The sequence below is a fragment of the uncultured Kordia sp. genome (genome assembly GCF_947496985.1).
Lineage (GTDB): Bacteria > Bacteroidota > Bacteroidia > Flavobacteriales > Flavobacteriaceae > Kordia.
Genome location: NZ_CANMEZ010000010.1, coordinates 16,565 through 30,695 on the forward strand (window position 1 = coordinate 16,565; position 14,131 = coordinate 30,695).

11 protein-coding genes are annotated in these 14,131 nt (G+C 33.2%); 8 read left to right on the forward strand and 3 right to left on the reverse strand.

All coding sequences use genetic code 11. From position 1 onward, the window contains the following. Positions 1-9 precede the first annotated feature (9 nt). Complete coding sequence (locus Q0828_RS20010; protein ID WP_298425560.1) at positions 10-2,292, reverse strand: family 20 glycosylhydrolase; 2,283 nt, start codon at positions 2,290-2,292, stop codon at positions 10-12. Positions 2,293-2,334: 42 nt separating this feature from the next. Between Q0828_RS20010 and Q0828_RS20015 the strand changes: the two genes are divergently transcribed. The 6 genes from Q0828_RS20015 to Q0828_RS20040 all read left to right on the forward strand — a co-directional run bounded on the left by Q0828_RS20015 (position 2,335) and on the right by Q0828_RS20040 (position 11,275). Beyond that, the gene (locus Q0828_RS20015) at positions 2,335-5,271 is read left to right on the forward strand and encodes a GH92 family glycosyl hydrolase (protein WP_298425563.1); all 2,937 of its coding nucleotides are present in this window, start codon (positions 2,335-2,337) and stop codon (positions 5,269-5,271) included. 86 nt (positions 5,272-5,357) lie between these two features. Then, positions 5,358-6,368: a N(4)-(beta-N-acetylglucosaminyl)-L-asparaginase gene (locus Q0828_RS20020; RefSeq protein WP_298425566.1), complete on the forward strand. Its 1,011-nt coding sequence runs from the start codon at positions 5,358-5,360 to the stop codon at positions 6,366-6,368. A gap of 120 nt (positions 6,369-6,488) precedes the next feature. Next, positions 6,489-7,811 (forward strand): sugar MFS transporter, encoded by a 1,323-nt coding sequence (locus Q0828_RS20025; RefSeq protein ID WP_298425568.1) that lies wholly within the window; start codon positions 6,489-6,491, stop codon positions 7,809-7,811. Positions 7,812-7,882: 71 nt separating this feature from the next. Next, on the forward strand, positions 7,883-9,880 hold the full coding sequence (ligA, locus tag Q0828_RS20030; protein WP_298425571.1) for an NAD-dependent DNA ligase LigA: 1,998 nt from the start codon (positions 7,883-7,885) through the stop codon (positions 9,878-9,880). Continuing rightward, the gene (locus Q0828_RS20035; protein ID WP_298425574.1) at positions 9,881-10,576 is read left to right on the forward strand and encodes a hypothetical protein; all 696 of its coding nucleotides are present in this window, start codon (positions 9,881-9,883) and stop codon (positions 10,574-10,576) included. It abuts the gene before it with no gap. A 3-nt stretch (positions 10,577-10,579) separates the two neighbouring features. Further along, the gene (locus Q0828_RS20040) at positions 10,580-11,275 is read left to right on the forward strand and encodes a hypothetical protein (RefSeq protein ID WP_298425577.1); all 696 of its coding nucleotides are present in this window, start codon (positions 10,580-10,582) and stop codon (positions 11,273-11,275) included. Positions 11,276-11,292: 17 nt separating this feature from the next. Here the strand turns inward: Q0828_RS20040 and Q0828_RS20045 are convergent, their stop codons facing one another. Then, positions 11,293-11,691 carry a DoxX family membrane protein gene (locus tag Q0828_RS20045; RefSeq protein ID WP_298425580.1) on the reverse strand — a complete coding sequence of 133 codons (399 nt, stop codon included), beginning with the start codon at positions 11,689-11,691 and terminating at the stop codon, positions 11,293-11,295. Positions 11,692-11,821: 130 nt separating this feature from the next. Here Q0828_RS20045 and Q0828_RS20050 point away from each other — a divergent pair, with 130 nt between their 5' ends. Together Q0828_RS20050 and Q0828_RS20055 are read left to right on the forward strand one after the other, a co-directional pair. Continuing rightward, positions 11,822-12,463, forward strand: coding sequence for a hypothetical protein (locus Q0828_RS20050; protein WP_298425583.1), 642 nt, complete (start codon positions 11,822-11,824; stop codon positions 12,461-12,463). A 74-nt stretch (positions 12,464-12,537) separates the two neighbouring features. Further along, entirely contained in the window at positions 12,538-13,224 is a 687-nt protein-coding gene (locus Q0828_RS20055; RefSeq protein WP_298425586.1) for a hypothetical protein, read from the forward strand. Here Q0828_RS20055 and Q0828_RS20060 read toward each other — a convergent pair. After that, positions 13,214-14,131, reverse strand: a complete 918-nt coding sequence (locus Q0828_RS20060) for a metallophosphatase (protein WP_298425589.1) — start codon at positions 14,129-14,131, stop codon at positions 13,214-13,216. The two genes, Q0828_RS20055 and Q0828_RS20060, sit on opposite strands and share 11 nt — an antisense overlap.

Here is a 14,131-nt window from a genome sequence, read left to right on the forward strand (position 1 = left end):
AATATAAGATTACTTCACTATAATCTCATCCAAAAATGTCCAAGCCTTATTTCCTGCGCCTTGAAAACCATCAGGAATGATTCCATAGTTTTTAATATGGATTTCTAGATGTTGTGTTGTTATTTCTTCAATTTCTAATTTGAAAGGAATTAACGTAGCATCATTATTTTGAATTTGTGCTATTTTATGTAATGTTCTACCATCTTCAGTATTCACATAACTGACTCCGATTTCCTTTGGCGCATAAACCCATTGTCCGTTTGCATTGTAAAATCGTGTGGAAACGGAACTAATTTTCGTTGGTTTGTCAAATTCAATGGTAATTGTTACATCTTTTCCCCAAAAGCCTAACCATTCTTTGTCTCCATAACGTGTGTCATTCCCAGAAACTCCATTGATCAATCCAATTTTTCCACTTCCAGGATATGCTTTGTGAGGTTTTGGATCGAGTGTAATTTTTGTTCCAACAGCTTTATGTTTGTTAAAAATTAAAGTGAAATCACGCCCAAGCTTTTTTGTATCATCAAATACAGCAGCTTTTAATATTGTTGAATTTTCAATAGGAAGATAGCTTTTATATTCCGTAGAACTCATATTTGGAGACGATTCATCCACTGTATATCGAATGGTTTTATCTCTCACAATTGTTTGCAAATCAAATACTAATTGATTGTTACGTGTGGTAACTTCTCCTTCAATTTCATACAAGTGATTTGCATAATTTATATTCAGTGCATCCAAACGTTTGTGAAAGTGTGATAGGCGATAGGTAAAATCTTGATAATCTCGTTGTCTACTTTTAGACCAAGCAGTTTCTGCCATTGCAATTGCTCTAGGAAATGCCATATATTCTACTTCTTCTGAAGTCGAAATATATTCAGTCCAGATATTTCCTTGTACACCAAGTACATATTTAGCTTCCTCTTTAGTTAACTCTTCAGGAATCGGATTAAAGTTGTATACTTTCTTTAATGGTAAAAAACCACCAATAGCTAACGGTTCGTCTTCATTATCCGATTGATAATAATCAAAATACGCATGTGAAGTTGGTGTCATCACAACTGTATGACCAGATTTTGCAGCTTCTACAGCACCTTTTGTCCCACGCCAAGACATTACAGTAGCGTTTGGTGCCAAACCACCTTCTAGAATTTCGTCCCAACCAATAATGTGTTTGCCTTTGCTATTAATATACTTTTCCATGCGAGCAATGAAATAACTTTGCAATCCATGTTCATCTTTTAAATCCTCTTTTTTGATAAGTTCTTGGCAGTATTTACAATCTTTCCAACGAGTCTTAGGTGCTTCATCACCACCAATATGGATGTATTTTCCAGGGAACAGCGGTATTACTTCATCTAAAACATTTTCTAAAAAAGTAAAGGTTTCTTCTTTTGGACAATAAATGTCTTCAAAAACGCCCCATTTTGTTGCTACTTTGGTATCTTTATTTGTACAACCTAAATTTGGATACGCAGCAATAGCTGCTTGCGAATGGCCAGGCATTTCTATTTCAGGAATTATTGTAACATAACGTTCGGAGGCATATTTTACAATCTCTTTGACTTCTTCTTGCGTATAGAATCCACCATATTTTTCACCATCAAATTGTTGAGGTGAATCGCTGTAGTGACCAATTAATGTTTCATCGCGAAAAGCGGCAACTTTTTGTAATTCGGGATATTGTTTAATCTCAATTCGCCAACCTTGATCGTCTGTCAAATGCCAATGAAATGTGTTCATCTTTAACATGGCTATCATATCAATATATTTCTTAATGAAATCCACAGAAAACATATGTCGTGAAACATCTAAATGCATTCCTCTATATACAAAACGTGGCGCATCTTTTATAGTTAGATTTCTAATGGAGATTTGATCATTTTTAATATTCACAGGAAGCAATTGACGAAAAGTTTGTAATGCATAAAAAGCTCCTTTTTCAGTTTTTGCTTTGATAGTTATTTGAGAAGTATCAACAATCAATTCATATCCTTCTTCATTCACAATTGATTCATCATATTGAAAATAAATTGAATTTCTATTTGGGATACTATGCATGATCAACTTAAAACCAAGCGTTTCTTCTATATAATTGTTAAAGAAATTCCCTGTAGTTATCAATTGTATGTCTGAATGAAACGAGACATTTTTATCCAATATAAAAACACCTTCTTGCATATTAAATTCGTTGGGAATCGGTATAATATAGGGTCTAACTGCAGGTTGTGGTTTTGAACAGCCAAATAAACATAGGAAAATTATGAATTTGAAAAAAATATTGCTTCTCATTTTAGTATATTAGATGCCATAAATTTAGTAATCTATAATTTAATGAAACTTCAATACTTTACCTTTTTTGTAATCATCTCACTATTTTTTAGTTGTACACCTGATGAAAAAATACAAATAGCAAAAAAAGATAAAAACCTAATTGCGTATGTAGACCCATTTATTGGAACTGGAGGACATGGACATACGTATCCAGGTGCAACAATGCCATACGGAATGATGCAACTGAGTCCAGATACACGTTTGGATGGTTGGGACGGTTGCTCAGGTTATCACTACTCTGATGAATATATCTATGGTTTTTCGCATACGCATTTAAGCGGAACAGGTGTTTCTGATTATGGAGATATTCTACTAATGCCAACCAATGAAGTAAATTTTAATAATGGTTCAAATGGTGAAAAAGGCTATCGCGCACATTTTTCTCATGATAATGAAATTGCTGAAGCAGGATATTACAAAGTTCATTTAGACACTACCAATATTGATGTAGAACTAACCGTTTCTAAACGAAGTGGAATGCATAAGTATATGTTTCCTTCCGCAAAAAATCAAGTTGTGATGTTAGATTTGGTACATCGTGATAAAGTACTAGATGCTAAAATTGAAAAGATTTCTGATACTGAAATCGTTGGCTATCGATTTTCGGAAGCTTGGGCAAGTAATCAACGTTTGTATTATGTTATAAAAACATCACATCCTTTTAATGATATACTGCAATCGCCACCAAAACAAGGAATGCCAGGTGCAAGACGATCTGCGTTAACATTTAAGAATCCAAATAACGAACCAATTATTATTAAAGTTGGAATCTCTGCAGTTGATGTGGAAGGTGCCCGAAAAAATTTAGAAACAGAAATAGGAACGAAAACATTTGAAGAAGTTAAACAGTTAGCGCAAGAAACTTGGGAAACGCAACTCGAAAAAATTGTAATAGAAAGTGATAATGTAGATTATAAAACTAATTTCTATACTGCATTGTATCACACGATGATTGCGCCAAATTTATACCAAGATGTAGATGGACGGTATCGCGATATGGATTTAGAGATTCACCAATCAGACGATCATACGCATTATACAGTATTTTCTTTGTGGGATACCTATCGTGCAGCACATCCGTTGTATACAATTATTGAACAGGATAGAACAAACGATTTCATAAAAACATTTATAAAGAAATATGAATCTGGCGGAATCATGCCAATTTGGGATTTATCTGCAAACTATACAGGTTGTATGATTGGATATCATGCGGTTCCTGTCATTTCAGATGCGTACATGAAAGGTATCCGCGGTTATGATGTAAACAAAGCTTTTGAAGCGATGAAACACAGTGCTACGCGTGATAAGTTAGGTTTAGATTATTATAAAAAGCTTGGTTATATTCCTGTTGAAAAAGAATCTGAATCAGTTTCTAAAACCTTAGAATATGCATATGACGATTGGACCATTGCACAAATGGCAAAAGCCATGGGGAAAACTTCGGATTATGAAGTATTTACAAAACGTGCACAGTACTACAAGAATGTGTTTGATCCAGAAACACAATTCATGCGTGGACGTTTTAGAAACACATGGTTTGCACCTTTTGATCCGTATGAGGTAAACTTTAATTATACAGAAGCAAACTCTTGGCAGTATAGTTTTTATGTACCACAAGATGTTTCAGGTTTTATTGAATTGTTAGGTGGAAAAGACAAATTAGAAGCGCAATTGGATAAACTATTTACAGCAAACCAAGAGACTTCGGGACGCAATCAGGCAGATATTACTGGATTGATTGGTCAATATGCACATGGAAACGAGCCAAGTCATCACATGGCATATTTATATAATTTCATCAATAAACCAGCAAAAACACAAGAATATATACATCAAATCTTAACCACTTTATACAAAAACGAACCTGATGGAGTTTCTGGAAATGAAGATTGTGGACAGATGAGCGCTTGGTATGTATTAAGCAGTTTAGGATTTTACTCTGTAACACCGGGAACCAATGAATATATTATCGGGACACCGTTATTTAACAAAGCAACGATTAATCTTGAAAATGGGAAGACGTTTACGGTTGTCGCGAATAACATCTCTAAAGAAAATAAATATATCAAATCGGCAATGTTGAACGGACAAAATCATCCAAAAACATACATCAATCACCAAGATATTATGAATGGTGGAACTTTGGTTTTTGAAATGACAAACGCAGCAACCGATTGGGGAACACAAGATGAGAACATTCCGGTAACGGAAATTACAGAACATACAATTGTTCCACCACCGTTTATTGCCAAAGGAGATATTGCTTTTAAAGGTGAAACAGAAATTACACTTGGTATGCCAACAACTCCAGCAGAAATATTTTATAGTATTGATGGCTCTGAATTTAAACTGTACAAAAAGCCTTTTATAATTTCTGAAGCTTGTGAGCTAAAAGTATATGCAAATGATGGTCATGGAAATGAAAGTGTGAAAATAGCAACCGACTTTTTTAAGATTGATCCAAACTTAAAAATAAAACTCGGAACAGAATACGCCAATCAATACAATGCTGGTGGACAAAATGCACTAATTGACGGTATTTTTGGAACAGAAGATTTCCGTACAGGAACATGGCAAGGGTATTTTGATAAAGATTTGATTGCTACGGTTGATATGGGAAGTAAAAAAAGCATTAGCAATGTCACAGTTAACTTTCTACAAGATCAGAAATCGTGGATATTTTTACCAACGGAAGTTGAATTATTCATTTCTACTGATGGAAAGAAATTTACAAGTATTCAAAAGTTAGTACAAGAAAAACCGAAACCTACTGAAAAGCCAAGAGTTGAAAAATTAGGGTATGCCTTTAAAACGAAAAAAGCACGTTATGTAAAAATAGTTGCTAAAAAACTAGGTGAACTTCCAGAATGGCATTTAGGATATAAGCATGATGGACGTTCATGGCTATTTGTAGATGAAATAGAAATTAAATAACATTTCGATTCCGCTCATTTCGAAAAGCTCAGTACGCTTGATTTTGAGTTTTTTTAATACATGCATCAATCTAAAAATATTATAGTTTGAAAAGAAGAAAATTTATACAAAATGCAGCATTAACTACTTTAGGAGTAGCTGTTGGAGCTACACTTACTGGATGTACAGACGAAAATAAAGAAACTACAGGAACAGCTGTGGCAAAAGAAGTAACAACTTCAAAACCTGTTATTCCAATGGTAATTGCAACTTGGAATGTGCCAAATGCTACAAAAAAAGCATGGGACGTATTGCAAGCAGGGAAATCAGCTTTAGATGCCGTAGAACAAGGAGTTATGATTGAAGAAGCTGATGAAAACAATCAATCTGTAGGAAAAGGCGGTTTGCCCGATAGAGACGGAAACGTAACGCTTGATGCGTGTATAATGAATAAAGAAGGTAATTATGGCGCGGTCGTTTGTATTGAAAATATAAAACATCCAATTTCAGTTGCCCGAAAGGTTATGGAAGATACACCGCATGTACTTTTAGCAGGAAATGGCGCAAAGCAGTTTGCTATAGAAAGTGGTTTTACACCAGAAAATCTATTAACAGAAAAGTCGAAAGAAGCTTGGAATAAGTGGAAAGTAGAAGCAAAATACAAACCGATCATCAATGTAGAAAATCATGATACCATAGGAATGTTAGCCATTGATAAAAATGGAGACATTTCTGGCGCATGTACTACAAGTGGATTATCATACAAAATGCAAGGTCGTGTTGGTGATTCGGCAATTATTGGTTCAGGATTGTTTATTGATAACGAAATTGGCGGTGCAACGGCAACAGGAATGGGTGAGGAAGTATTAAAAACAGTCGGAAGCTTTCTTATCGTTGAGCTTATGCGACAAGGGAAATCGCCACAAGAAGCCTGTGAAGAAGCAGTAAAACGTGTCATAAAGAAAAGTCCAAACTACAAAGATTTTCAAGTTGGCTATATTGCAGTTAACAAGCAAGGTGAAACAGGTGCATATTGTATTCACGAATGGTTTAATTATACCACGTATCAAAATAACGAAAACAAAAATCACAAAGCTGATTTTTACAATAAAGCTTAAAAGCGAAACAACTTACGCTCTAATGTAAAACAGTAGTGCAAAAGAAAACAATATCTGTCATATCGATCGCAGTCGAGATGAAACAACAAACAATAAACCAAAACCTAACATCAATTCAACATGTCAACCAACAAATCGTATAAAAGTGCTTTTATATTTTTAACTACGTTATTTTTTCTTTGGGGATTTATCACCGTATTGGTAGATAGTTTAGTGCCAAGATTAAAGGATGTTTTTGAAATGACATATGCCAAAACAGTTTTGGTACAATTTGCCTTTTTCTTTGCCTTTTTTGTCTTTTCTGTCCCTGCGGGATTAATTTTAACGCGAATTGGCTATAAAAAAGGAATTATCTTAGGATTAGTTACGATGGCTATTGGTTGTCTATTATTTTATCCTGCTGCAGAATACAGAACATTTTCAGTATTTTTAATAGGATATTTTACGCTTGCTGCTGGAATTACAGTATTGCAAGTTGCCGCCAATCCGTATGTAGCTTTATTAGGAAGTGAAGATGGTGCAAGTAGCCGATTAAACTTATCACAAGCATTCAACTCTTTAGGAACAACAATTGCGCCTGTTGTTGGTGCTTTATACTTATTGAGCGATTCTGTAAAAACATCGGAACAAATAGAAGCGTTAAGTGTTGCTGAAAAAAGCAATTATTACATGGTTGAAGCTGCAACTGTGCAAACTCCATTCTTGTTAATTGCAGGATTCATAGGATTGTTAGCGTTGTCTTTTTTCTTTATAAAATTACCTGTAATTATTGAGAAAAGCCCTGAAGGCGGTTATTTTACATTGCTAAAAAACAAAGTAATGCTCATGGGCGCATTAGGGATTTTTGTCTATGTTGGTGCTGAAGTTTCTATTGGAAGCTTCTTGGTAAACTACTTTGACGATATGAATTTAGGTGCAGTCGTTGCTCAAAACGAAACCATGATGAGTATAGCCAATACAATTGCAGATGTTTTTGGTAAAAATTTCGATGGAACAGATCCAAAATCATTATTAGGTGTGTTCATTATCTTCTATTGGGGCGGCGCAATGATTGGTCGTTTTGTAGGTGCGTATTTGACGAAAATAATGTCGCCAGCCAAAGTGTTAAGTATTTTTGCAACTCTTGCAATTAGCATGATTACGATTTCCATTACAACTACAGGATTACTCTCTATGTGGTCAATATTAGCAGTTGGATTATTCAACTCAATTATGTTCCCAACAATATTTACATTAAGTCTTGAAGGTTTGGGCGATTTAAAAGCACAAGCTTCCGGATTGTTATGTATGGCAATTGTTGGAGGTGCTATAATTCCATTTATGTTTGGAGCATTAATTGATGCTGTTGGTTTCAAGCTTGCATTCATATTAGCAATAGTTTGTTATGCGTATATCATGTTTTACGGATATACGAAACGAAAAGGTTCAGTAGTTGCAGGATAATCTAGTGTAAAATTATGGTTGTCAACCTGTAGTTTGTTATATTTGTTATATACACAATATCACAAGACTACATGAGTAATATTCAAGAGAAGTTAAACGCTTTGCGCGATGAATTACGCGAACACAATTACAATTATTACGTATTAGATAATGCAACAATTTCTGATTATGACTTTGATATGAAACTCAAAGCATTGCAAGCATTAGAAGCGAAGCATCCTGAATTTTATGATCCAAATTCACCAACGTTGCGTGTTGGTGGCGAAATCACAAAGAACTTTAATACCATTGCACATGAATATCGCATGTATTCGTTAGATAATTCGTATTCGAAAGAGGATTTGTTAGATTGGGAAAAACGTATTGAAAAAATTTTAGGTGTTTCAAATGTAGAGTATACCTGTGAATTGAAATATGATGGTGCTTCGATGAATTTGACCTATGAAAATGGAAAATTGATCAAAGCTGTGACACGTGGAGACGGTTTTCAAGGTGATGAGGTTACAAATAATATCAAAACAATAAAAACGGTTCCGTTACAACTAAAAGGTGACTTTCCACCAAAGTTTGATATTCGTGGTGAGATCATTCTTCCGCTTGACGGATTTAATAAAATGAACGAAGAACGTATTGCCAATGGAGAAGATCCGTATATGAATCCTCGAAATACGGCTTCAGGAAGCTTGAAACTACAAGATAGTAGCGAAGTTGCTAAACGTCCGTTAGAATGCTTATTATATAGCTTAAAAGGCGAAAAATTGCCAATTACAACACAATTTGAAAGTTTAGATAAAGCTAGAAATTGGGGATTTAAAGTTCCGACGGTTGCAAAAGTTGCAAAAAACGTAGATGAAATTTTAGAATTTGTAAATTATTGGGAAAACAATCGTCATGAACTGCGCTATGAAATTGACGGTGTAGTAATTAAAGTGAATAATTTACAATACCAAGACGAACTTGGATATACGTCCAAAGCACCACGCTGGGCAATGGCATACAAATTTAAAGCAGAGCAAGTTTCTACAGTTTTAAATGAAATAACGTATCAAGTTGGACGTACAGGTGCTATTACACCTGTTGCTAATTTGGAGCCTGTTTTATTGGCTGGAACAACAGTAAAACGTGCTTCCTTGCATAATGCCGATCAAATTGCTAAATTAGACATAAGAGAACGTGATACGGTTTTTGTAGAAAAAGGAGGAGAAATTATCCCGAAAATTGTAGGTGTAAATTTTGATGCACGTCCAGAAGATTCTACTGAAACTATATACGCAACTGAGTGTCCCGAATGTAACACACCATTAGAACGAAAAGAAGGAGAAGCACAACATTATTGTCCTAATATAACAGGTTGTACACCACAAATTGTGGGTAGAATTCAACATTATATTTCGCGAAAAGCAATGGATATAGAAGGCTTAGGAGGCGAAACAGTTGCATTATTAGTACAAGAAGGGCTAATTACTAACTATGCCGATTTATATGAATTAACCAAAGAACAGGTAATTCCGCTTGAGCGAATGGCAGAAAAAAGTGCTGAAAATTTAGTAAATGGAATTGAAGCTTCGAAAAAGATTCCATTTGAGCGTGTTTTATACGCGTTAGGAATTAGATATGTAGGTGAAACTGTTGCTAAAAAATTGGCAAAACATTACAAATCTATAGATGCACTAATGAACGCTTCGTCGGAGGATTTAGTTAATGTCGACGAAATAGGCGTGAAGATCGCCGAAAGTGTAGCGCAATTTTTTGCAGAAGAGACTAATTTGCAAATGGTTGAGCGTTTGAAACGATTTGGAGTACAATTAGAATTTTCAGCAGAACAGTTGGAAGGGCTTACCGAAACCTTACTTGGTAAATCATTTGTGGTTTCAGGAGTATTTGAAAATGTATCACGTAATGAACTTAAAAAACTCATAGAAAATAATGGAGGAAAAGTATCTTCTTCCATATCTTCTAAAACATCTTTTGTGGTAGCAGGAGACAAAATGGGACCTAGCAAACGTGAAAAGGCAGAAAAATTAAACATTACAATTTTAACAGAAGATGAGTTTTTGAATATGGTATAAATGAATTTAGAAAAACCGACACATATAGCCTTTTTAGTTGCAGGAGCAATCGCACTATTAGTGGCTATGTTTATGGAAAAATTTGCTTTAATCTATGCACAACCTTTTACGGTGCTGACCATATTAATTATTTATTTTGCTGAAAAAAAGGAACCGACAAGTGCTATTTATATCCTAGCACAAATTATAGGACTAGTAGGAGGAATTCTTTTAATATTAGGATTGCGTAACTATTTAAAAGCTGTTTCGGTATTGTTTTCGTTGTTTTATGTGCTTTATTTACGCTTAATGTATGTTCGGAATTTACAGAAAAAAGGTAGTGCTAAAACATACATTTATGTCGGATTAATTTCATTGCCGATTCTGTATATATACTACAACGTTATTCAAACAATATCATCAGAGCTTACGGAAGCTGCAATATATTTTGGATTCTTAATGTTTTTCATGCTTAGTTATGTCATTACTGCTCTATATTATTATATAGAAGATAAAAATCAGTCGAATCTTTGGATGCTCATTGCTGCCATGAATTTGGGTTTTATGAATATCATTATAGGTTTAAATGAATTGTATATGTACGAAACTATATTTACCGTAATTGTTGTATTTTGTAGTCTATGTATTCAATTTTTTGTATTGAAATTTATGTTACATGATAAAAAAGATGATACAGATTTATTGCATATGTTTTGATAAATGAATTACAGACAACCAGCACATATAGCCTTTTTTATAACAGCTTTTATTTCATTGCTGGTAGCGTTAGTGTTTGAAAAAATAGATTTGTTATACATATATCCACTTACATTTGTTGCTATTTATTGGATGTATTTATCAGAAAAAAAGAAACCGATAAGTATTTTATTTTCACTAGCAATGATCTTAGGACTTTCAAGCGGAATTCTTTTAATTATTGGGTTTGGACAATTTGTTCGAGAAGTATCCATCTTAGTTTCGTTATTCTATTTAATCTACTTGCGATTGATGTATTTGAAGAATTTAAAAATGAAAACAACAGCCAAAATATACTTTCGACTGTTGGTTATATTTCTTCCTGTTTTATATATTTATGATAGAGTTATTTGTTTAATATATAATGAATTAGAGTATGGTTTTACATACTTTGCAATGATGGCTGTTTTGATGTTAATTTATATTATAGCTGCATTGTATTATTATCTAAGAAATAAAAGCCAATCCAATTTATGGATGCTTATTACAGCTGTAAATTTGGGAATTATGAATATTATAGTGACCATAAATGAGCTTTATATGTATGAAAAGATGTTTACAGTAATTGCTATTTTTTGCAGTAACTTTATGCTTTTCTTTTCGCTTAAATTTATGCTGGAAGATGACACAGATGATGCTTCACATATCTTAGAAACATAAATATGTTCACAATTCTATTACGAAAACTTTTTACCCATAATAGGAATGTTTTTACGTTGTAACCAAAGCGTTATTGCACTCAATAAAAATACAACGACAGCCGTAATAAATAATGTGCCACCATCTGGTTTTCCTTCAAAAGGAACTTCAATACCTAACTGTGTTAAATGCATCATAATAGCACCACCAATAATTCCGAGTGTTAGTGTAGCGCCTAACCAAGCCGTTCTTGGAATTACAATCAAAATTCCTGCAATCAATTCCGTAATACCAATTCCAATTCGCCCAATAGGTTCCAAACCTACTTGTTCAAAAATATAAACGCTATCAGGATGTGCTGTTAATTTAAATCGTAAGGTCTGAATCAAAATGATAGCAATAGCTAATCGGATGATAAATGGAATATATTTTTTCATAAAGTGTTGATTATTAGTTTTTAGATGTGACAGTAGTCGATAAAAAAAAATATTGCTTACAGAACATTAGTGAATCATTAAAGTTATCGAAAATATTTTTGTAACTTATATGTAGTTAATTTTCTATTGAATGCCGAAACGAAAAATTCTCTTATCACTCTATTTTATTACACTTTTCTTAGATGCACTTGGTGTTATGTTCCCTGAATGGATTGATAGAAAGTTTACTACTTTTTTTCCAATACCAATTCTAGGATTGTTATATATATGCACAGTCAAAAAGGTAAATTTGCTATATATTATTTCATTAATTGCAACGTTTTTAGGAATCGTCTTTTTCAATATTCAATCATATTTTAAAATAGCCTTAGTTTTCTATGGAATAGGTGTTTGTATGTACGTAGTTATAAGTTTAAAAACTGCTGAAGTAATTTCTATAAAAAGCATTTGTATAGCAACAATTCCTTTTTTAATAGTGTATTTGGTTCCGCTAATTTTGTATTCAGACGCTGTACAATCCGATATATTTAACTACATTATTTTTTATGTATTCTTTGTGGGCTTATTCTTTTTCATTTCCATACTTGTGTTTATTAATAAGAAAGATGAAACCAATCTGTGGTTACTTTGCTCAGGAGTTTTATTTTTAATTTCTACCATTATTCACGGTTACAATCTTTTTTTTGAATACATAACCTCCATAAGAGTAGGTGTCGTGTTTACATTTTTGATAATGCATTTCGCAATGTATAAGTATGTTAGTAGACAATAAGTGATTAATGAACTGTTAATAAAAAATAAAAATTATAGGAAATCAAGGTAGAAATAATTTATTTTGTGTTGTTAATGAAAAAGATAAATGTACTTCTAGTTAGCCTGCTTATCTGTATTGCATCTATAGATATCCTTTGGTTCTTTTTTCCTGAATTAACATTAAGAAGATATGCCTTAATGTTACCTATTCCTGTAATTATATTATGTTACTTTTTACGTGTTGAGGTAAAAAACATATTGTATTTATCAGCATTAACAGCTTTTATGATCGGGGATTACTTTTTTATTATTGGTGAAGAGTTAGAAAAAGGAATTGCAAGTAGTGCTGTAGGCTTGTCTATTTATGGAGTAATTGTATTAAAACAATCACATTACATTTCTACAAGACGATTGTTGATCAATACAATTCCTTTTCTACTGATATATACAGTACCTTTTATATTTTTTATAGATCAAATTAATGACGACATTTTTGGTGAAGTCGTGTTCTATACATTTGCTGTAGGTTCTTTTTCATTTATGTCAATACTTGCTTACGTTAGTAAAAAAAATGCTGTGACACAAAAGCTCTTACTAGCTGGTATTTCCACAGTTTGTATGGGAATTGCTTATGGAATCTATTTATTTATGGGATTCAATAGTATATACAACGTATTAGCAAATACGCTTTTTATGTATTCTAACTATAAAATGTGGCAATATGTAATTATAAAAGATTCAACTACGAATGAAGGTGAAAAAGAATCAATTACACTATAATTGATTTCCCATTCGCAATCACATTTTTTTCATCATCAAAATAAAAATCAACTCTTCCCACATAAATACCATACGCACCAACCTGATTTACTAAAACAGAATCACCATTTAAGTTTTTCTCAATAGTAGGTTTTTTCAAAAATGTATGTGTATGTCCTCCAATAATTAAATCAATATCTTTAGTCTTACGCGCTAACATTAAATCTGAAGGTCTTTCAGGATTTTTCGTGTAATTGTATCCTATGTGTGATAAACAAATGACCAAATCGCACTTTTCTTCTTCCTTCAAAATACGACTCATATCTTGTGCAAATTCAATTGGATCGTGATATACCGTTTCTTTGTACATACGTTTATCTACCAAACCTTCTAGTTTTACACCAAGTCCAAAGATTCCGATTTTAATACCGTCTTTTACAAATATCTTATACGGTTTCACATGTGTGTCCATTACCGTATTCTTAAAGTCATAATTGGCAGAAACAAACTCAAAATTAGCATTTGGTAATTGTGAATATAATCCGTCAATTCCGTTGTCAAAATCGTGGTTTCCAATCGTAGCTAAATCGTACTTCATCATACTCATTAACTTAAACTCCAATTCACCACCATAATAATTAAAATAAGGCGTTCCTTGGAAAATATCTCCAGCATCTAACAACAATGTATTTGGATTTTCTTTTCTAATCTTAGAAACTAACGTAGCCCTTCGGGCTGCACCACCTTGATTCGGATTTCGTGGATGATTTGCTCCGAAAGGATCAATATGACTATGTACGTCATTTGTATGTAAAATAGTAATATGTTTCTTGGCTGAACTCGCGGTAAAACTTTGTAAAGACAAACCACCTAAAGTTACAAAAGCACTAGTTGCTAACGAATGTTGTATAAAATCTCTTCTCTTCAT

What these genes read in the sequence shown, in the direction of transcription:
- Q0828_RS20010 (WP_298425560.1), bottom strand. Translation starts at nt 2,292, where the DNA reads ATGAGAAGCAATATTTTTTTCAAATTCATAATTTTCCTATGTTTATTT.
- Q0828_RS20015 (WP_298425563.1), top strand. Translation starts at nt 2,335, where the DNA reads ATGAAACTTCAATACTTTACCTTTTTTGTAATCATCTCACTATTTTTT.
- Q0828_RS20025 (WP_298425568.1), top strand. Translation starts at nt 6,489, where the DNA reads ATGTCAACCAACAAATCGTATAAAAGTGCTTTTATATTTTTAACTACG.
- ligA (WP_298425571.1), top strand. Translation starts at nt 7,883, where the DNA reads ATGAGTAATATTCAAGAGAAGTTAAACGCTTTGCGCGATGAATTACGC.
- Q0828_RS20035 (WP_298425574.1), top strand. Translation starts at nt 9,881, where the DNA reads ATGAATTTAGAAAAACCGACACATATAGCCTTTTTAGTTGCAGGAGCA.
- Q0828_RS20040 (WP_298425577.1), top strand. Translation starts at nt 10,580, where the DNA reads ATGAATTACAGACAACCAGCACATATAGCCTTTTTTATAACAGCTTTT.
- Q0828_RS20045 (WP_298425580.1), bottom strand. Translation starts at nt 11,691, where the DNA reads ATGAAAAAATATATTCCATTTATCATCCGATTAGCTATTGCTATCATT.
- Q0828_RS20050 (WP_298425583.1), top strand. Translation starts at nt 11,822, where the DNA reads ATGCCGAAACGAAAAATTCTCTTATCACTCTATTTTATTACACTTTTC.
- Q0828_RS20055 (WP_298425586.1), top strand. Translation starts at nt 12,538, where the DNA reads ATGAAAAAGATAAATGTACTTCTAGTTAGCCTGCTTATCTGTATTGCA.
- Q0828_RS20060 (WP_298425589.1), bottom strand. Translation starts at nt 14,131, where the DNA reads ATGAAGAGAAGAGATTTTATACAACATTCGTTAGCAACTAGTGCTTTT.